A 19808-nucleotide genomic window follows, 5' to 3' on the forward strand; every position below is an offset into this window, starting at 1 on the left:
GGTTGGGAGGTGCGGTTGTCAGCCCCATCCCCCCTCTTGCTGTGCCTCCACACCAAGCCGCCGGGACTCCGCAAGATCTTCGGCAACGCCTGCCGCGATGAGAGCAGCGCCCGGGGTGTGGCCGGAGCCGACGTATCGCCAGGCCCGTTCCGTGATCGCGTCGGGGGTGTCGTCGTGACCCATGTGCTGGGCGCGTTCGGCGCGGAGTGCGGCGTAGGTGGTGGAGTAGGCGCGGGATTTGGTGAGGATGTGGCCCCGGTAGCCGAGCGTGTGAGTCCAGGCCCGAAGGCGGAGAGGTTCGTATTCCGGGAGGCCGCCGAGGCGCCAACAGGCGCGCATGAGGGCACGGACGTGTGCGCTCACGGGGGCCGATGCAATGTCGGTCCAACTGGTAAGCGAGTGGTCGATGCCGGCGCCGGTCTCGCTCGCTCCCTTGGTGACGTACTTGGCGATGTACGCAGCCACAGCGTCGTCATCGGGGCCGTCGCCGTCGATGCGCAGTGGCCGGGCGTCCATCTGCTCACCCCAGCGCAAAACCCGATCACCCACGGCCGGGCTGTAGGGAGAGCGGACCAGGACCCGCCGCGCGGAGGCGCGTACGGCATCGGTGAGAAGGTCGGTTGTGGCCCAGGCCGGGGGTTCGTCGTCGGATCCGTTCGGCCCGTCGAGGCGGACGACGGCATGGACGTGGACGGCCGCGCGCTTCTGGTACTCGGCGACGCGGGCGAAGGAGAGCCGGGCGTGTTCGGCGAAGCGGGACTGCACGAGGCCGGCGGAGGAGGCCAGGCGCCGCCTGACGTCGATCACGAAGCGGTCCCACAGCTTGGAGGCGTGTGCGTGCCAGAGGACGTGCGCCGCGTAGTCGTAACAGTCGGGGCAGAGCGGTTGTCCGACGACCGGGGCATCCGGGGCGTGGGGGGTGCCACAGCCGAGGGGACGTCCATGCTCGCAGTTGCGGCGGTCGTGTCGGGGTCGACAGATGTCGCCTGCCCGGTGGACCGGGCCGAAGGACGGTGCAGTCAGGGTGACGAAGAGCCGGGGCCGGTAGCGGACCGTCGCGGGGACGTTCTTGCCGCCGAGAAGTCCGACGCGGACCAGGTGGAAGGTGTCGCCCGCGTGGAGACGGGAGCAGGCCGGGCAGATGGTTGCACGGCGGTTGCGGCAGCGGACGAGGAGCCGTTCGCCGGGTTCGTCGCGGGTGTCGTAGTGGCGGAGGATCTCGCCTGTCGCGCCGTCCAGGATGGTGGTGGAGCCGGAGAGGTGGACGGGGTGGGAGCATCCGCCGGTTGCGGTGATCTGCTCCAGCCAGCGGGAGAACTTGGGGTCTTGGGCGAGGCGTAGGGCGTCGCGGTCGGTTTCAGGAAGCTGACGCAGGCGCGCCGCACGGTCGAGGGCGGCGCGCCTGTCAGCCGGGGTGTACTCCGGGGTGATGGTGGTGACCTTCCGGGATGGGCCGCCGAAGCGGCCGGGACGATGGTGGGTGGTGCGCCGTGGGGCATGCGGATCACTCCCTTGCGTTGGTCGGGTGTGGAGACGGGTTCAGCGGATGGTGCCGGTGCCCCGGCAGACGCGGCAGCGCCGGATGCGTCCGGTCCAGGTCCTACGGGCTCCGTCGCCCTTGCAGTACGGGCACCTCACACGAGGCATAGGCATGGCGGGACGTCCTCTCTGCTCAGGTGTGGGAGAAGCCGCTGATGAACCAGGTCACGAGCCCGTGGATGGTGAAGATCACCGGGGTCTGGCCGAGGTAGACGCCGAAGAGGCCGACGCAGACCGCTTCCCAGGCGCGCACGTCGCGGGAGCGGACGAGGAGGACGGTGACGATCCCGAAGATCACCGCGAACGTGAACGCCGTACCTTCGCTGATCACTTGCTCTCTCCTTCCAGCGCCACGAGTGCGCGGGTGACGAGGGACAGTTCCGGAGTCATCGCCGAGTACTTGCGGGCCGTGGCCACGGCCTCATCCGTCGGGGTGAGGTGGGAGCGGGCGCGGCTCCAGCCACCCTCCGGACCGGTGCACACCGCCACCCCGCGCTCTTCCGATGTGATGGCTTGGGCGACGGCCACGGCGTCCTTGTTGAGGTCGCCGAGGGTCATCTCGGCGGTGCCGGGGTCGTTGACCCGGTGGCAGATGCGGCCGCCGAGCTGGGCGCGCAGGGCGGTGACGCCGGGGCCGAGGTCGGATCCGACGCGTTGGCCGGCCACCACCAGGTGGATGCCGAGGGCGGCACCGAGCTGGGCCAGTCGCAGCAGGAGCGTGGAGCACTGTTCGGCTTCCGCCTTGCTCTCGCGGGTGCCGTCGGACAGGTACAGTTCCGCGATCTCGTCGACCAGGACCACGACCGGCACGGGCCGGAGCTTGTCGGGCAGCTCCCAGATGGAACGGACCCCGGCCGACCGACAGGCACTCATCCGGTCCTGCATGTCGACCACCAGCGCGGACAGCACCGCTACCGCCTCACGGCGGCAGGTGGCCAGCGCGGTCAGCCGTGCGGTGAACAGGCCGAGTTCCATGCCGCCCTTGCAGTCGATGCCCACCAGAGCGACCCGCTGTGTGGCGAGCTGGGTGATGAGCCGCGCCAGCAAGGTTGACTTGCCCGAGCGAGTGGCCCCGGTGATCAGCCAGTGCGGCACCAGCCGCAGGTTCATCACCCACGCCCCGCCCGTCTCCAGCGCGCCAATCAGCGCGGAGAGAAGTTCGGCCGGAGCCGTGGCTAAGCCCGGCCGCTCCAGCGGATCACTCGCCATGGCGGTCAGCAGCACGAGGCCGCGTTCCGGCGAGGTCACCCGCACGGCATGGACCTTCCACGCGTGCACGAAGGCGTCCGCCGCCTTCAGATAGGTCGCCGGGGTCTGGCCCGCGTGCAGCCGCACCAGCACCGACAACCCCATCGGGGTGACGTGCGGGAAGGAGCAGCGCGGAGCCACCGGCCGCACCGGGTCACCCTTCACCAGCAGGTGACCGACGAGCGTGCGCGCCGGAAGCCGGGACACCGCCAGGTCGTTGAGCACGGCGACCCGCCGCCAGGTGGACACCACCCGCCACGCGGTCAGCGGGTAGCCGACGAGGTACCAGTGCCAGACGGGCCGGTGCCGGCGCACCAGGTCACCGGCCACGAGCATCCAGGCGAGTACCGCCAGGGCGAGGGCGATGATGTACGGCTCCATCACGCCTCACCGCCCTTGCGCTGCGCCGCCGGGGTGGCGGGCACGGGCGTGATCGCATCGGCGCGGAAGCTGACGCCGTGCCGGTCGCCCATCGACCACATGAACGCCACCAGTCCGGTGACCTTCACGATCTGTCCTTCCTCGATCCCGGTCGGCTGACCGCTGACGGCGATCTCGATGACGGAGATCCGCCGCCGGTCCTGCCGCACGGTCACCGCCACGGTGTAGACGGGGTTGCCCTCCCGGTCCTTCTTCACCTCCTGCGTCTCGGAGTTGCTGATCTTCACTTCCGGCGCGATGGCGCACCGCAGTACGCCCAGCCGCGCCGTGTCCACGGGAATGGACTGCATTTCTTCGGCCTCCATAGCCAGTCGAGACGCCAGACCTCTCCTGACGTCACTCGTCCTTACGAGTGAAGAGTGTGGAGTACTGTACGGCGAGAGCGCAACTACTTATGCTGACGAGTGACGCCGCACGTGCGACGTGCCTATGACCCCGACCCGTCGGAGATGCCCAGATGTCGGAGATCCAGCGCCCCGGAGCCCTCTACCAACAGGTGGCCGCCGCCATCCGCGAAGCGATCCTCAAGGGCGAGTACGAACCCGGCGCCCCGCTCCCCTCGGAAACGCAACTCATGGCCCGCTACCAGGTGTCGCGTCCGACTGTCCGCAACGCCGTCGCTGCCCTGCGTGCCGAAGGCCTGATTGACGTCCGCCACGGCAAGGGCAGCTTCGTACGCTCTGACAGCGGACCCGTTGCCGGTATCTCCCGCTACGTTGGCAAGACACCTGCCGGGCACTTCACGCTGTACGGCGTAGCCGCCTGGCGGCAGACCGAAGAGCCGAGTACCTACCGCACCCACGCCACCGAAGTCACAGCCCACCAGCTGGAACTCAAGGTGGAAGAAGCACTGTTCGGCTGTGACCGGCTGTTGATCGACCCGGCCACCGGAGCGCGGGCGATGCACCGCATGCTGATCCCGTTCGCCACGGCCGAAGCCGTACCCGCTCTCGCCGAGGCACCGGACGCCGACCCAGCAGCGGTGTACGCGCTGCTGACGAAGGCCGGGCACGAGCTGTGGTGGTCCGAGTCGGTACGGGCCCGCATGCCGCTGCCCGACGAGCGCACCGCCCTGCGCCTGCCCGATGCGACCCCGGTCCTGCACGTCTCCCGCGTCACCTGCGGCACCGACGACCAGGCCCTGATCCTCGAAGAACTCCGCATCGGAGCCGACCGCACCGAGCTCACCTACCGGATCACCGCCGACAAAGAGCCCACCCAAGGCCGCCCGGCGTGATCGCCAATGGCAATCGGTCGAAACACTCTTCACTTCCTCAAGGGCGCGCCTGCGGCGCGCCGGGGCGCCCGGCCGCCCCGGCCGGGCGTGCGGCGTGACCGCCGGTCCCGGCCGAGCGCCGGACGCCCCACACGACAGCACGCCCAAGGAGTCGAGGCGGCGACCGGCCGCCGAGGGCCGGAGCCCACGGGGCCGGGGGTCGCCGGCCGGAGAGGCTTTAGGCAGCCACCATGGGGCGAGCCTCGAAGAACAGGGGGCCCATCGGGCACAACCGCGGGCAGGTGCACCACCTGCCCGATTCGCCTGAGCAGCGTAAGGCCCCCTGTTCACTCGCCCCATGGCAGCTCCCGCCCAAAGTCTCTCCGGCCGACGACGTGCCCACGTTCCCCACCCACCAGCGGGAACACCACTCATCGCGCACCGCCGTCACTATCGGCAAGTGCCTCCAGGAGCCCGGCAAGTCGATCCATGGCGCCCGGCAGGCCGACCAGCCGCACGACTCCGCGCCCGTCGTCACCCGCCGACGCGACGGCCCGCGCCTCCGACAGCTCCAGCCCGACCCCGAGCAGGGCCGTGTTCAACCGGTCCGCAACCACACGCGCTGCCCGCCAGCCCGCCATGTAGTCGACGCCGGGTACCCAGAGATCGAAGTCCTCCCCCACCACGTTCAGGCCGTCATCCGGCCCATTCTCGCCAGTACCGATTGCCTCGCTCACTTCAGACCCCGATCTAGGTAACGGATCGTCAACTTCCTTTGACCGGGGCAGAAATGCAGCACGACGGCCCCGGTACCATCAGGCACCGGGAACCGCCGTGTTCCCAGCCGGGCCACCCTTCGCTTTCCAGGGCTGATGGGGTGGCCCGGTCTCGGTATTGGGTTGTGAAGCGCGGCCCCTCAGCTCAGGGGATTGGGAGAGCCCCGGCGAGGGGCCGCGCCTCTTGGCCGGAGTGGTCGCCTCCAGCCGGGACCGGGCCGTCGTCCGCTCCCGATCGCGTGGGAGTGGCAGGGGTGACGGCCCGGAGATCAGCAGGGTTTTCGTTCACTGGCGTCGCCGTCACGGTCGAAGCGGCACCAGATGGTCTTGCCGCCCTGATCACCGGGGCGCCACCAGACCGACGAGGCCAGACGCTGCACGATGAACAGTCCACGGCCGTTGTCCGGCAGGACCGCTTCCGACAGCTCACCCGCCAGACCGGGCGAGAACGCGTCTCCCAGCGGCAGGAGTGGAGGCGAGGAGTCCTCATCCGCGACGCCGATGAACACCCACCTGGGCCAGACCTTGAACGTCATGTCGATGCGCCGGGCACCTCCAGGACGAGCGAGGCCGCGTTCCGGCACCACGTGGTTCACCACGTTGCCAACCAGCTCGGAGACAACCAGCCGGGCGTCTTCCACGAACTCGACCGCGCCAGCGTCGTTCAGGAACACGGCCGTCATGTCGCGGGCGACCCGCGCCGTATTGGGTGACTCGGCGAACAGCGTGGCCGACAGGAAGTGCCCGCCGTCCGACGGATTCGGCGCGGCGAACCAGTGGTCGAACGCGTCCACCTCACGTGCAAGGCGTTCAGCTCTGCTTGCCTCCATCACATCCCTCTCCGGGCCCGGTACGACCTCTCACGGCATGGCTTGCATCACGCAAGCCAGTACACGGGCAGAAGGGCATGACCGGGAGCGTTCACCAGGGGGTTCACATGAACACCGGCAAACGTAAAGGGGGTTCACCAATGAACCCCCTTGAGTGAAACTCCTGTGACAGGATGAACACTCGCCGTCATTCTCGGGTTGGCAGGGGAGCATGAACCGGGAGCCGAACGCGCACTTAATCGCAGCCATGGCCGAAGCCCAGGTCTCGAACAAGGGACTGGCCAAGCGCATGCAGGACGCTGCCGCCCAACGCGGCATCAGTCTCGGCACAACCCACATCGCGGTGCAGCGATGGCGCGACGGTTCAGGCATCAAGCCGGAGACAGCAGCGGTCATGGCGGACGTGTTCTCCGTCAAGCTCGGACGACGAGTCTCCCCCGGCGATCTCGGCTTTTTCGACCACACCAGGGCAAGCGCACCGGAGCCGACCGGCTATCCCAGCACGCTTCCCGAAGCCCTCTCCGTCCTTGACGGACTTGCCCAGGAGCGCGCCGACGCGCCCGCCCCAGACCGGCTGATGGTGGCGGACGCCGACCTCAGCTCAGCAGTCCTGTCATGGATGATCGCCCGCCCCGACGGCATCGAGGCCGACCGGCCGGCGCAACAGCGCGTCGGTATGCGCGACGTACGCGCGATCAGGGACGCCGCCGCCACCTTCATGCAACTCGACTTCAAGTACGGCGGAGGCCACGGTCACCGCGCGTTACGGCACTACTTCCGCTACGAGGTCCTGCCCCTGCTGAGCGTGAGCTACAGCGAGAAGGTGGGAACGGCTCTGTTCGGCGCCGCAGCCGAGGTCTCCCAGTTACTGGCGTGGACCGCGTACGACACCGGCAACCACCGGCTCGCACACCGCTACCTAACATCCACGCTGCGCCTGTCCCAGGTCATCGACGACCGCATGTTCGGCGCCCGCATCCTCGGCAACCTCAGCCACCAGGCGAACTACCTGGGCAACCACACCCAAGCCATCCAACTCGCCCGCGCAGCCGTCGAGGGCGCCAAAGGACGAGCCACCCCACGCGCCATGGCGAACTACTCGGCCATGGAAGCCCGCGCCCTGTCCAACGCAGGCGACCGCGTCGCAGCCACCCGCGCCATGAACGAAGCCGCACGACACTTCGAGGCCGCCGACACCGCCGAAGACCCGGCATGGCTCGCCTACTTCGACGAAGCCGAACTCATGGGCGAACTCTGCCACTGCTTCCGCGATCTCAAGATGCGACGCGAAGCCGTCGAACAGGCCCAGCGCGCCGTGGACAGCACCGACCCGAAGTACGCCCGCACCCTCGGCTTCTGCCGCATGGTCCTGGCCCAGAGCCAGCTACTCAACGGCGAATTGGAAGCCGCCCTCACCACCGCAAGCCTCGCAGTCGAGGGCGGCGACTCCCTTCAGTCCTCACGCTTCCAGCGCTACGTCACAGACTTCCAGCGCGAGGCCGGCGCGCACGCCACGGGCCCTGCCATAGCCGCCTTCAACGAGAAGGTACGCGACGCTTTCGCCCGCCTGGACGACGACGACTAACAGCTACCAGGGCCGCCAGTCCCGAGGCGCCTGATCATCCCGGAGGCCGGCAATACGCCGCCGGTACTCAGCCGCAGTCTCCTCGTTCTCCCGCACGTTCTGCATCAGCCACGTCGTCATACCGAACTCTTGCAGCCCGCGCAGAGTCTCGTACCCATGCCAGTCGTACAGATCCCGCCCGTACGCCGCAACGAAATCGCCGTACTGCACGTCGGTCTGCCAGCCAAGACTGTGATGCTCAACCGCCGTCACCATGAGATCCCACTCAGGATGATCGAAGCAGAACGCCTCGAAGTCGATCAGGACCACGCGCCCCTGGTCGTCCACCATGAGGTTCTGCACATGCGCATCCCCGTGCACCGGCCCCTTGGGCGACTCAAACCGCAGCTCCGCGTACTTGTCCCGCAGTTCCCGCCACCGCTTCCGCAGGAAGGCCCGGTCATCCTCAGGGATCGCAGCCTTGTCGATCCGCAGTTCCTGCTTCCCGAAGGGATCGAACGACGGCAAAGCGAGGCCGGCGGGAACGGTCAGCGAGTGCAGATCCCGCAAGATGCCCCCCAACTCCCCATACGTCGCCTTGCGGTCCCCCTCAACGATCAGATGCCAGAACGTCACCGGGTGCCCGTCGATCAGGAGAGGCTGTTCCACATCCTCAACGATGCGAGCAGCCGAGAACCCCTCCGCCGCCAACCACCGGGCAACAGCCACCTCTTTACGAGCCGTGGACGCCCACTCCGCGCCCCGCGCGATACGAACGACCACCGGCACCGAGGCCAGCCGGAACAGCGCGTTCTCCCCGAAGCGGATCAGCCCCGCGCCCCTGTCATCAAGCCCCGCCCTCCGGCACGCAGCACGTAACACCCGCGCAGCCCCAGCCGACGTGAACCCCTCATCCGTGCGAGCAGCGTCAACCGCCATGCCCGTACCAGCTCCCCTAGTCGCGCGCGATCAACCAACGCACGCCCACGGGTGACCAACCCGACGCACGCCGGACACGACAACGACCGTACCGAGGAAACGGCCACAAAAGCGAGGGAGCACAGTGAGCAAACACGTCCCACGCTCCGGAATCGGTTGTCAGAGGCGACGTGCTACTCGGAGTTTGGAACGGCTTCTAGGAGATTCGGAATCCCACACGCACTGGCGAGCAGATCGGCATAAGCCGTGAGAATGCGGCGCGTCTCCCGTAGAGCCGCGCGCAGCTCTTCAGACTCGGACCAGGCGCGTTCGTGATCGCGACGGGATCGGTCGCCAGGGCGACGGCTCTCCCAGTCTTCCAAAGCCGGATGCCAGCTAGCCAGCAACGGACGGATACCGAAATTGAGCATCGCAACCGAAAGGTAGCCGAAGTTGTACTGCCCGTTGCGCTTTGGTTCAGCTACTTCAGGTCCGTGCCTGCGCAACACATCACGTGTTGTCTCGAACAGGGAATAGAGGCTGTTCATTGCCTCCCGCAACAGGCCTTCCTCAGCCCGCAAGGGGACTACCGACACACGGGTAACCAATTCCACATACAGTTCCCAAGCGGCGAGCCGCTCAGCGTCATTCGGCTCCCAAGTGCCCGAAATTTCCAGTACATGCAGATTAAGCTTCACATCGACACTTTTAGGCGCTCGCACCATTCCCACACCTCAAATCCAATAGATGACTTCGAGATCGACACGGAGAATTGTTGACTGATTCGACCGACACGTGGGCGGGCACGACAGGAATCACGTAGACGTCATTTTACCCCGCCTAAAAATCCTGAAATTCCATTCAGAACCCCATGTCGTCATCCAGATACGACCACTGAGCTTCCCTAGCAATCTTAATTTCAATATCCTTGAGGGACTCCTGCAGTTCAACCCTTTCACTGCGGGACACAGCTTTATTATCGAGAATACCGCGAATCGCATCGCGTTTCAGCATGAGATGTACCGGCAGGTCTTGCTGCGAGATCTTTGCGATATATCCAAGCGCTTCATCGAATTGCCCTTGCGTGATAGACAAGCGCGCGCGTAGACCATGGCGGACATCAGGCTTCTGCAGACGATAACCCTGGTCGAGACGATCCAGAACCTCAACCGCTTCACTTGCTCGATTCGTCCTTATTGCGCAACGGACAAAGTTGGCAAGGATCTCGAACGAAGGCCGGTCCGAAGAATTGCATGCAGTCTCAGCTTTTTTGTACGCTTCTTCTGGGTTATTGAAGGCATATTCAACCCGAGAGGCTCGATGATTCCAAAAAACTGGCTCATCCACCTCATACAGCAAGCCGAGTAGCTCCCGGGCCTGCTCTTCGTCCTTCCGCATACAGGCAATCCTGATGCGTAGGTCAATTAGAAACTTGTTATCTGGTTGCTTGGATTGCGCCAGCGCGATGTGCTCCTCCGCGCGGTCGAGATTTCCCAGTTGCAGATAGCAGTCCGCCATATCGCGGTGTACCGCAACACCTCCCCGGCCGAAACTCAGGGCCTTTTCGTAGCAGTGGACCGCTTGTCTGTGGTTTCCTCGATGCCTATCCAAAAACCCGTTGAGATAAAAGGCATCCGCAAATTGCCCCAGGCGCTTAAATTGGCCGATTTGAGTCTCCGCAGACTCGTAGTCCCCCAGCTTGATCATGGACTGGGTCAGCAGGATCCGCGCGGAGTGCAGGTTTGGGTGGGACTCAATAACGGTCTGAGCCGCATTCCGTGCACTCTCGTAATCGCGATTCTCGTGGTAAAATCGCTCGGCTAGGCGCACATAGTCGGCGGCGAACGAATGAGCTCGCCTCGATTTCTCACGTCCGGCCAAGTTAAGAGCTCGGAAGAGGACACGCTGCAATGCAAGGTAGTCGCTTCCGCCAACTGACACCTTGAGGAAATCATCGAGCGCCTCAGACACCGCAGCATATTCTGCTGGAGTACACGACCTATATTCCCGCTGGACGGCTGTAGCAACTGGGCCCGAGATTTCGTACCATCCTGCATCGCTCGGGACTATCAATGAAACATCAATGAGGCGCATCAACGCCTCGCCAATTTCTTCCTCGCTCACTCCTACCACAGTTTGCAGAATGGGAAGCGGGAGCGGGCTGTTAGCGGAGATGATGCGCAGGATCTTCCGCTCCAACTCACTTATGGAGCTGTTCCGCAGGTACTTAACAAAGGGCCGCGCGCCAAACTCGCTGAGCAGAGCGTTCTGCCCGATCGCGACGTCTGGCCCGTATGAGCGGACAAGCTCCAAGGCATACGTCACCGAGGGGGGATAACCGCGCACCGCAGCGGTTATCTTACGAGCAGCATCGGTCGCAATTTTGAGCCCCCAGGCTCGGGACACGAGGGCAATTAGCTGGTTGACGTCTGAGTCGGTCAACTGACGGACGTCGACCACAGGCAGACTCAGATCATATTCCAACAATGATCTTCGATCCGGGCGGCGATTTGTCATCAATGCCATGGTCACATCGGAATAATCCTTCAGTGAGGTAAGGATCAGCCGGATAGCCTCAGAGATTCTCCCGTCCGCATCAAGTAGTCCCCCTTCGTCATAAAGAACTGGCATCTCTCGAAACTGCGCAGTCATTTTCACAAAGGCGTCAAAAGCGAGCCTCAATGCATCTCTGTCGGTGTATCCTTCAACCTCTCTGACAATGGAGATCGAATCTTCAGGTGTTCCCGCAGATTGGATCTGGGCCTCGACCTTTGCTGCAAGTGTCTGAATGCTATCACCTGGCTCGACCTGGATAGGGACCAAGCGTTCAAAATTCAAGGACGTGCGAGCAACATTGGAAAGTACGGTCTTACGTCCGATCCCTAGCAGCCCGCACACACAGACAACCTGGGGCAACTCCATTGATTCAAAGGGAACAAAAGCTCTTTGCAGTTCCGTGATCTCTTTCCCTCGTCCGACGAAGAAGGAGTGCTGATTCTCACGTACCAGATCATCTACAAGACTGCTGATCTTCCGAGCCACTGGGGCCGAAGATGCCGAGGTGATTGACTTAGCTCGATTCAACCAGTCGGGGATCTCATCCCGCCTGATTGTTTGATCCATCAGCACAACAAGGGTTTTCTTGATTCTACCAAGAGCGCTATGCAACCTCGCTTCATCCACTTCATGCCGCACCCATTCGGAATTTAAAGAGCTTCGAGTCAGGAAGAGCACGAAGAGACCGGACTCTCTGATAGCGACATCGATGGAAGACAGGATGTCGTACCCTGAGGAGAAACTGTGCTTATCGATATGAACGAACGGGCGACCTACCTGTGAAGCGACTTCGCTGACGAATTTCTCATCCTTCGTCGAATAAGAGAAGAATGCTTTGATCACGATTCGCTCACCCCGATAGGCTTGGGCGGAACTCGAACTAGCGGGTCCTCGGCTCCAGTTAGAGAGAATCCGCTCCCCCTCAGGCTACGCCTAATGAGGGCAACTTGGCAGCTCCGTCACGATAATTCCTACAAAGGGTCACGGTGAAGACACGTGCACCGCTGAGGCGAGATTCGCCCTGCACACCCCCGACAGGGCTGCGTTGCCGCAGGCTCACTCCCGTGTGAGGCCCTACGCCGATGACGATGCCACTCGCCCATCGGCACGAACAGCCGAACCGCTCGATCGCCGCTACCGTGCCGCCTGAATCTCGCCAAGACGAAGCCGTTTGAGAAATGCTCTGGGCTCGAGGTTCTCCGCGGGTCCCATCGGCAGCCTGCCCGACCCGCGTCCAGATCCACAGCAACTCCTGACGGCCCGATAGTCCGATGCTTCCCCCCATACCGCCCAGGCTCCCATGAAGGGCCACTAAACCCACTCCACCTCGGACTGAATGCCCGTACGGCTCCCGGGTGCCGGCAACGGCGTTCTCGGAACGTCCCGGGCAACCCGCCGCGCCTGCTGTACCCCGAGAGAGCCAAGCGCCGCGGCCACCTCATCCTCCGTGACCTCCGCCACAGCCTCAGCGATCCGCCGCAGCGCCTCACTCACCTCAGTGCCCGTGCCCGTGTCCGCTGGTCGCGGCGTCCTTCTTGACCGTCAGCGGCAGCAGCTTCTTGCCGCTGTTGCTCAGTTGTGGCCATGTGTCGTACTGGGGACACACGCCGCAATCGAAGCACGGGGTCCAGCGGCAGTCCTCGACCTCCGTCTCGTCGAGGGCGTCCTGCCAGTCCTCCCAGAGCCAGTCCTTGTCGAGGCCCGAGTCCAGGTGGTCCCAGGGGAGGACTTCCTCGTAGGTGCGCTCGCGGGTGGTGTACCAGTCGACGTCCACGCCGAAGGGGGCGAGGGACTTGTCGGCGCAGGCCATCCAGCGGTCGTAGGAGAAGTGCTCGCGCCAGCCGTCGAAGCGGCCGCCGTCCTCGTAGACCGCGCGGATCACGGCGCCGATGCGCCGGTCGCCGCGGGAGAGGAGGCCCTCGACGATGCCGGGCTTGCCGTCGTGGTAGCGGAAGCCGATCGAACGGCCGTACTTCTTGTCGCCGCGGATCTTGTCACGCAGCTTGGTGAGGCGGGCGTCCGTCTCCTCCGCCGAGAGCTGCGGGGCCCACTGGAAGGGGGTGTGGGGCTTGGGGACGAAGCCGCCGATCGAGACCGTGCAGCGGATGTCGTTGGAGCGGGAGACCTCGCGGCCCTTGGCGATCACGTTCATCGCCATGTCGGCGATCTGGAGAACGTCGTCGTCCGTCTCCGTCGGCAGGCCGCACATGAAGTACAGCTTCACCTGGCGCCAGCCGTTGCCGTAGGCCGTCGCGACGGTACGGATCAGGTCCTCCTCCGAGACCATCTTGTTGATGACCTTGCGCATGCGCTCGGAGCCGCCCTCGGGGGCGAAGGTGAGGCCGGAGCGGCGGCCGTTCCTCGTCAGCTCGTTCGCCAGGTCGACGTTGAAGGCGTCGACACGGGTGGAGGGGAGGGAGAGGCCGATCTTGTCCTCTTCGTAGCGGTCGGCCAGGCCCTTGGCGATGTCGCCGATCTCCGAGTGGTCCGCCGAGGACAGCGACAGCAGGCCGACCTCCTCGAAGCCCGTCGCCTTCAGGCCCTTCTCGACCATCTCGCCGATGCCCGTGATGGAGCGCTCGCGCACCGGGCGGGTGATCATGCCGGCCTGGCAGAAGCGACAGCCGCGCGTGCAGCCGCGGAAGATCTCCACCGACATGCGCTCGTGGACCGTCTCGGCGAGCGGGACGAGGGGCTGCTTCGGGTACGGCCACTCGTCGAGGTCCATGACCGTGTGCTTGGAGACACGCCACGGCACGCCCGAGCGGTTCGGTACGACACGGGAGATACGGCCGTCCGGGAGGTACTCGACGTCGTAGAACGCCGGGATGTAGACGCCGCCGGTCTTCGCGAGGCGGAAGAGGACCTCCTCGCGGCCGCCGGGACGGCCCTCGGCCTTCCACTCCTTGATGATCCGCGTCATGTCGAGCACGGCCTGCTCGCCGTCGCCGATGACGGCGGCGTCGATGAAGTCGGCGATCGGCTCGGGGTTGAAGGCGGCGTGGCCGCCTGCGAGGACGATCGGGTCGTCCAGCCCGCGGTCCTTGGACTCCAGGGGGATCCCGGCCAGGTCCAGGGCCGTCAGCATGTTCGTGTAGCCCAGCTCCGTGGAGAAGGACAGGCCGAACACGTCGAAGGCCTTCACCGGGCGGTGGCTGTCGACCGTGAACTGCGGGACGCCGTGCTCCCGCATCAGCGCCTCCAGGTCCGGCCACACGCTGTAGGTGCGCTCGGCGAGGACGCCCTCCTGCTCGTTCAGTACCTCGTAGAGGATCATGACGCCCTGGTTGGGCAGACCGACCTCGTAGGCGTCCGGGTACATGAGCGCCCAGCGGACGTCACAGGACTCCCACGGCTTGACCGTGGAGTTGAGCTCGCCCCCGACGTACTGGATCGGCTTCTGCACGTGCGGGAGCAAGGCTTCGAGCTGCGGGAAGACCGACTCGACAGACATCGCGGCGTTACCTTCGTGAGCTGACAGGGTGGCCATCCAGCCTAACGCGCCCGGAGCACTCCCCCGCCCGCGAAAATCGCGATCAAAGCCGGTCTAAACCTCCATCGAGCCGATGGTCTTCTTCCACTCCCCGGGGACGGCCTCCTCGACCCGCTCCGCGCGCCGCTCCTCACGGGCGTAGAGCACGCCGTACGTGAACCCGTTCTCCCCCGCCGCGTGCGCCACGGCGGACAGCTCGCGCAGGGTCGTCCGGGCCATCACGCTGTCCTGGTGGTCGCCGAGCAGGCTCTGCAGCGACTTCATGGACTTGACCAGGTCCTTCGCCGGCCGGCCGAGGGCGGGCCCGGACGTCTCCGCCGCGTAGCGCGTGCGCTTGGCCTTCTTGCGGGCCTCGTGCAGGGCGAGGTCGCGGTCCGTGCCCGGCGGCTGCTCCACGGCCTCCTCGATCAGCGCGGACACCTTCGCGAAGTCCTTGCGCACGGCCTTGGCGAGCACGCTCTCCGGCTTCTTGGCGGCCGCCTTCAGCACCGGCGGATCGGCGACGAGCGCGTCCAGGGTGTCGAGGAGCGTCAGATAGCGCGCGGAGTCCAGTACGGCGAGCAGCCGGCGCCTCGACCCCTTCTCGCCGGCCTTCGACCATTTCCTCAGCCGTTCCCGGACCGGGCCGGCGACCAGGGTGGGCGGCAGTTCGTCGAAGGCGGCCGTCAGCCGCTCGGCCAGCACCTCGTGGTCGCGGCCCACGCCCAGCTCCCCGGCCAGCCATTTCAGCTCGGCGGCGACCGGGTCGGTGACGTCCTGGTCGAGGACCCTGCCGAAGGAGCGGAAGGTGCTGCGCAGTCGGCGGGTGGCGACCCGCATGTCGTGCACCGACTCCTCGGCGTCCTGGCGCACCGCCGGGTCCAGCTCGACGATCGCGTCGCGCTGGGCGCGGACGTACGCCAACACATGGTCCCCGGCGGTGACGGGCTCGCCGGGGCCGTCGTCCTCGGGGCGCGGATGTCCGCCCTTGGTCTCCGCGAGGGCCCGCGCCAGCTTCGACGCCGACTTCGACGGCCGTACGCCCGCCTTGCGCAGCCGTTTCTCCACCTTGTCGAGGAGGGCCGGGTCACCGTCGTCGGCCAGCTCCACCTCGATCTCGCTCCACTGGGCGCTGCCCTGCCCGCCGAACAGCCGCTCCGCCCGTACGGTGTCCACGCTCGCCTCGGCCAGCAGTCTGCCGTCGGCGTCCACCAGGTCCCGTACGTCCCGTGCGGAGCGCAGCCGGACCACCGCCACCAGCTGTCCCTCGCGCACCCGGGAACGCACCAGTCCGGCCAGCTCGTCCGGGACCGTGTCGGAGAGCGGGGCGCGGATCTCGTCCCGGACCCCGGGGCCGACCGGCAGCTTCAGGTGCCAGCCGGCGTCGGAGCCGCCCGTGCGGCGGCGCAGGGTGATGGAGGCCGAGGCCAGGCGCAGGTCGGAGGTGTCGTAGTAGGTCGCGTCCAGCTCGGCGGTGCCCTTGTCGAGGACGCTCGCCACTCCGGCGACGCCGGTCAGGTCGGGCAGCCCGCTGTCATCGGATTCGTACTTGCGCTCGATCTCGCGTTTCGTCTCCGCCATGAAATGAATCTAGTCGCAGTCGGGCCGGGACGGCAGGGTCAACTTCCGTTGAATTCGCGACCAAAGGCTGGAAAACCCACGTTCACGCGGACATCGGCCGCTGCACCCGGATCGACTGCAACAGCCCCATCGCCACCCACACGGCGAACATCGACGAGCCGCCGTACGACACGAACGGCAGGGGCAGACCGGTCACCGGCATGATCCCGAGCGTCATCCCGATGTTCTCGAACGACTGGAACGCGAACCACGCCACGATCCCGGCGGCGACGATCGTGCCGTACAGCTCGGTCGTCTCGCGGGCGATGCGGCAGGCGCGCCAGAGGATCACCCCGAGGAGCACGATGATCAGGCCCGCGCCGACGAAGCCGAGTTCCTCGCCCGCCACGGTGAAGACGAAGTCCGTCTGCTGCTCGGGGACGAACTGGCCGGTGGTCTGCGAGCCGTGGAACAGGCCCGCGCCGGTCAGCCCGCCGGATCCGATCGCGATGCGCGCCTGGTTGGTGTTGTAGCCGACGCCGGCCGGGTCGAGGCTGGGGTTGGCGAAGGCGGCGAAGCGGGCGATCTGGTACTCGTCGAGGATGTGCAGCTGCCAGACGGCGACCGCGCCGGCCGCGCCCGCGCCGAGCAGTCCGAAGACCCAGCGGTTGGAGGCGCCGGAGGCCAGCAGCACCCCCAGCACGATCATCACCATCACCATGACCGACCCGAGGTCGGGCATGAGCATCACGATCAGCATCGGGACGGAGGCGAGACCGAGCGCCTGGACGACCGTGCGGTGGTCCGGGTAGAGCTTGTCGCCGGCGTCGACCCTCGCCGCGAGCAGCATCGACATGCCCAGGATGATCGTGATCTTCACGAACTCCGAGGGCTGGAGCGAGAAACCGCCGCCGAACACGATCCAGGAGTGCGCGCCGTTGACCGTCGAGCCGAGCGGGGTCAGCACCAGCAGGATGCCGAGCAGCGAGAGGCCGTAGAGGACGGGCACCGCGTTGCGCAGGGTGCGGTGGCCGAGCCAGATGGTGCCGATCATCAGGGCGATCCCGATGCCGGTGTTCATCAGATGGCGGATCAGGAAGTAGTACTGGTCGCCCTGGTTGATCTCGGTGCGGTTGCGGGTCGCGGAGAAGACCAGCACCGAGCCGATCAGGGAGAGGGCGACGGCCGACAGCAGTATCGGCCAGTCGAGTCGGCGGGCCAGCGAGTCACGGGCGAGGACCCGGGTCCAGCCGGCCCGCGCGGGCCCGTATCCGGAGACGGAGAAGCTGTTCACGCCGGTCATGCGAGCGACCTCCTGCCGACCGACCGCCGGCCTGCGGCGCCCCCGCATCCGTCCCGTCGCCGCCGTCGTCGTCGGCGGGTGTTCTGGTTCGTGGTGTTCTGCTGGGTGGTCCCGGCCGGCTGCGAGGCGTCCGCCTCGGGGGCCTTCTCCTGGCTGGCGCGCTGGTCCTTGGCCGGGTCCTTGGCGACCTTCGGGGCCTTGATCGTGCCGTCTGTCTGCACGGTCGGCAGGCCCTTCTGCGGGGTGGGCAGCAGGGCGTTCTTCTTGTCGATCGAGCCGTCCGCGGAGACGCCGTAGAGGGCGTTGTAGATGTGGCGCACGGCCTCACCGGAGGCGCCCGAACCGGTACCGGCCTGGGCGATGGTCATGATGACCGTGTAGTCCTTGCTGTAGGTGGCCAGCCAGGACGTGGTCTGCTTGCCGTAGACCTCCGCGGTACCGGTCTTGGCGTGCAGCTCGATCTTGTCCTGCGGCCAGCCGCCGAACTTCCAGGCGGCCGTACCCCGGGTGACCACGCCCGCGAGGGCGTCGTCCATGCCGGCCAGGGTCGCCTTGCTGATGGGCAGCTTGCCCGTCTTCTTCGGCTTGATCTCGGTGACGGTCTTGCCGTCGGCACTGATGACCGCCTTGCCGATGGACGGCTGGTACATGGTGCCGCCGTTGGCGAGGGCGCCGTAGATCACGGCCTCCTGGATCGGTGTGACGAGGGTGTCGCCCTGGCCGATGGAGTAGTTGATCGAGTCGCCCTCACGCATCTTGTTGCCCTCGAGGCAGTTCTCGTAGGCGATCTTCTCGACGTAGGTGCCGTTCTTCTTGCCGTACTTGCACCAGGCGCTCTTGTTGGCCTTCCAGTAGGACTCCTTCCACTGGCGGTCCGGGACCCGGCCGGTGACCTCGTTCGGCAGGTCGACGCCGGTCTCCTTGCCGAGGCCGAACTGGTGGGCCGCCTTGTAGAAGTAGTCCTTGGGCTCACCCTTCTTGGGGTTGATGCCGCCGTCCTTCTTCCACTCGCGGTCCGCGAGGGCGTAGAAGACGGTGTCGCAGGAGACCTCCAGGGCGCGGCCGAGCGAGATCGGGCCGAAGTTCTCGCCCTCGAAGTTGTTGAAGACCTGGCCGCCCACCGAGTACGAGCTGGTGCACGGGTAGCCGCCGTCCCAGACATAGCCGGCCTCGACGGCGGCGGCCGTGGAGACCACCTTGAACGTCGAGCCGGGCGCGGCCTGACCCTGTATGGCCCGGTTGAGCAGCGGGTAGTCGGAGTTCTTCCCGGTGAGCTTCTTGTAGTCCTTGGCCGAGATGCCGCCCACCCAGACGTTCGGGTCGTAGGTGGGCGCGGAGGCCATGGCGACGATCCGGCCGGTCTTGGCCTCCATCACGACGACGGCGCCGGAGTCGGCCTTGTAGTTGGTGCCGGTGATCTTGTCGAACTGCTGGCGGGCGACCTTCATCGCGTTGTTCAGCTCGTACTCGGCGACGCGCTGGACGCGGGAGTCGATGCTGGTGACCAGGTTGGAGCCGGGCTCTGCCGGGGTGGCCTCGGCCTGGCCGATGACCCGGCCGAGGTTGTCGACCTCGTAGCGGGTGACGCCGGCCTTGCCGCGCAGCACCTTGTCGTACTGGCGCTCCAGACCGGAGCGGCCGACCTGGTCGGAGCGCAGATAGGGCGAGTCGGTGTCCTGGGCCTTGGTGATCTCGTCGTCGGTGACCGGTGAGAGGTAGCCGAGGACCTGGGCGGTGTTGGACTTGCCGGGCGCGGGGTAGCGGCGCACGGCCTCCGGCTCGGCGGTGATGCCGGGGAAGTCCTCGGCGCGCTCACGGATCTGCAGGGCCTGCTTGGCGGTGGCCTCGTCGGTGATGGGGATCGGCTGGTAGGGCGAGCCGTTCCAGCAGGGCTGGGGGGTCTTCGCGTCGCACAGCCGGACCTTCTGCATGACCTCCGTGGGGTCCATGCCGAGGACGCCCGCGAGCTTGGTCAGGACCGCCTTACCGTCGTCGTCCTGCTTGAGCAGGTCGGTGCGGGAGGCGGAGACCACCAGCCGCGTCTCGTTGTCCGCGAGGGGCACTCCGCGCGCGTCCAGGATGGAGCCGCGCACGGCGGGCTCGACGACCTGCTGGACGTGGTTGCCGGAGGCCTCCTTGGCGTAGGCCGCGCCCTCGCGGATCTGGAGGTACCACAGCCGGCCGCCGAGGGTGCCGAGGAGGGAGAGGACGAGGATCTGGATCACGACGAGCCGGATCTGGACACGTGGCGTCCGGCCGGTCTCGGGAATGTTGGTCACTGCGGCTGCCTCCCCCTCTCAGTGAGCGAACACATGTGCGCGGCTGGATGTGCGTACGAATGATGAACGATCAGCCTGTGAGGCCGCGTTCCGCCCAAAGTGACCC

At 66.3% G+C, this 19808-nt stretch carries 15 protein-coding genes; 2 read left to right on the top strand and 13 right to left on the bottom strand.

The window, feature by feature from the left end; genetic code table 11:
- Positions 1-18: 18 nt before the first annotated feature.
- From ACYQ8Q_RS16250 to ACYQ8Q_RS16265, 4 genes are all read right to left on the bottom strand, one after another.
- A complete protein-coding gene (locus ACYQ8Q_RS16250; protein WP_460073344.1) occupies positions 19-1374 on the bottom strand; it encodes a replication initiator in 1356 nt (451 codons plus the stop codon).
- A 298-nt stretch (positions 1375-1672) separates the two neighbouring features.
- Positions 1673-1870, bottom strand: coding sequence for a hypothetical protein (locus tag ACYQ8Q_RS16255; protein ID WP_460065610.1), 198 nt, complete (start codon positions 1868-1870; stop codon positions 1673-1675).
- Positions 1867-3168, bottom strand: a complete 1302-nt coding sequence (locus ACYQ8Q_RS16260; RefSeq protein WP_460065611.1) for an FtsK/SpoIIIE domain-containing protein — start codon at positions 3166-3168, stop codon at positions 1867-1869. Before ACYQ8Q_RS16260 ends, ACYQ8Q_RS16255 begins: the two co-directional genes overlap by 4 nt.
- Entirely contained in the window at positions 3168-3518 is a 351-nt protein-coding gene (locus tag ACYQ8Q_RS16265) for an SCO3933 family regulatory protein (RefSeq protein WP_460065613.1), read from the bottom strand. Before ACYQ8Q_RS16265 ends, ACYQ8Q_RS16260 begins: the two co-directional genes overlap by 1 nt.
- Before the next feature lie 167 nt (positions 3519-3685).
- Between ACYQ8Q_RS16265 and ACYQ8Q_RS16270 the strand changes: the two genes are divergently transcribed.
- Positions 3686-4465 carry a GntR family transcriptional regulator gene (locus ACYQ8Q_RS16270; RefSeq protein WP_460065616.1) on the top strand — a complete coding sequence of 260 codons (780 nt, stop codon included), beginning with the start codon at positions 3686-3688 and terminating at the stop codon, positions 4463-4465.
- 410 nt (positions 4466-4875) lie between these two features.
- Here ACYQ8Q_RS16270 and ACYQ8Q_RS16275 read toward each other — a convergent pair whose 3' ends face one another.
- Both ACYQ8Q_RS16275 and ACYQ8Q_RS16280 read right to left on the bottom strand, forming a co-directional pair.
- Positions 4876-5181 carry a hypothetical protein gene (locus ACYQ8Q_RS16275; RefSeq protein WP_460065618.1) on the bottom strand — a complete coding sequence of 102 codons (306 nt, stop codon included), beginning with the start codon at positions 5179-5181 and terminating at the stop codon, positions 4876-4878.
- 308 nt (positions 5182-5489) lie between these two features.
- Positions 5490-6050 carry an ATP-binding protein gene (locus ACYQ8Q_RS16280; protein WP_460065619.1) on the bottom strand — a complete coding sequence of 187 codons (561 nt, stop codon included), beginning with the start codon at positions 6048-6050 and terminating at the stop codon, positions 5490-5492.
- Positions 6051-6261: 211 nt separating this feature from the next.
- On the opposite strand from ACYQ8Q_RS16280, the gene ACYQ8Q_RS16285 reads away from it, so the two are divergent.
- A complete protein-coding gene (locus tag ACYQ8Q_RS16285) occupies positions 6262-7635 on the top strand; it encodes a sporulation protein (RefSeq protein ID WP_460065620.1) in 1374 nt (457 codons plus the stop codon).
- Between the two features lie 3 nt (positions 7636-7638).
- Here ACYQ8Q_RS16285 and ACYQ8Q_RS16290 read toward each other — a convergent pair whose 3' ends face one another.
- From ACYQ8Q_RS16290 to mrdA, 7 genes are all read right to left on the bottom strand, one after another.
- Positions 7639-8553, bottom strand: coding sequence for an aminoglycoside phosphotransferase family protein (locus tag ACYQ8Q_RS16290; RefSeq protein WP_460065621.1), 915 nt, complete (start codon positions 8551-8553; stop codon positions 7639-7641).
- Between the two features lie 173 nt (positions 8554-8726).
- Positions 8727-9257 (bottom strand): hypothetical protein, encoded by a 531-nt coding sequence (locus tag ACYQ8Q_RS16295; protein ID WP_460065623.1) that lies wholly within the window; start codon positions 9255-9257, stop codon positions 8727-8729.
- A 136-nt stretch (positions 9258-9393) separates the two neighbouring features.
- Complete coding sequence (locus ACYQ8Q_RS16300; RefSeq protein WP_460065624.1) at positions 9394-11931, bottom strand: tetratricopeptide repeat protein; 2538 nt, start codon at positions 11929-11931, stop codon at positions 9394-9396.
- A 652-nt stretch (positions 11932-12583) separates the two neighbouring features.
- Positions 12584-14542: a TIGR03960 family B12-binding radical SAM protein gene (locus ACYQ8Q_RS16305; protein WP_460065625.1), complete on the bottom strand. Its 1959-nt coding sequence runs from the start codon at positions 14540-14542 to the stop codon at positions 12584-12586.
- A gap of 93 nt (positions 14543-14635) precedes the next feature.
- Positions 14636-16141: a CYTH and CHAD domain-containing protein gene (locus tag ACYQ8Q_RS16310; RefSeq protein WP_460065627.1), complete on the bottom strand. Its 1506-nt coding sequence runs from the start codon at positions 16139-16141 to the stop codon at positions 14636-14638.
- An 82-nt stretch (positions 16142-16223) separates the two neighbouring features.
- Positions 16224-17423 (bottom strand): rod shape-determining protein RodA, encoded by a 1200-nt coding sequence (rodA, locus tag ACYQ8Q_RS16315; protein WP_055631763.1) that lies wholly within the window; start codon positions 17421-17423, stop codon positions 16224-16226.
- Positions 17420-19702 (bottom strand): penicillin-binding protein 2, encoded by a 2283-nt coding sequence (gene mrdA / locus ACYQ8Q_RS16320; protein WP_460065630.1) that lies wholly within the window; start codon positions 19700-19702, stop codon positions 17420-17422. Before mrdA ends, rodA begins: the two co-directional genes overlap by 4 nt.
- Between the last annotated feature and the right edge of the window lie 106 nt (positions 19703-19808).

The organism is Streptomyces sp. YKOK-I1, from assembly GCF_054660435.1.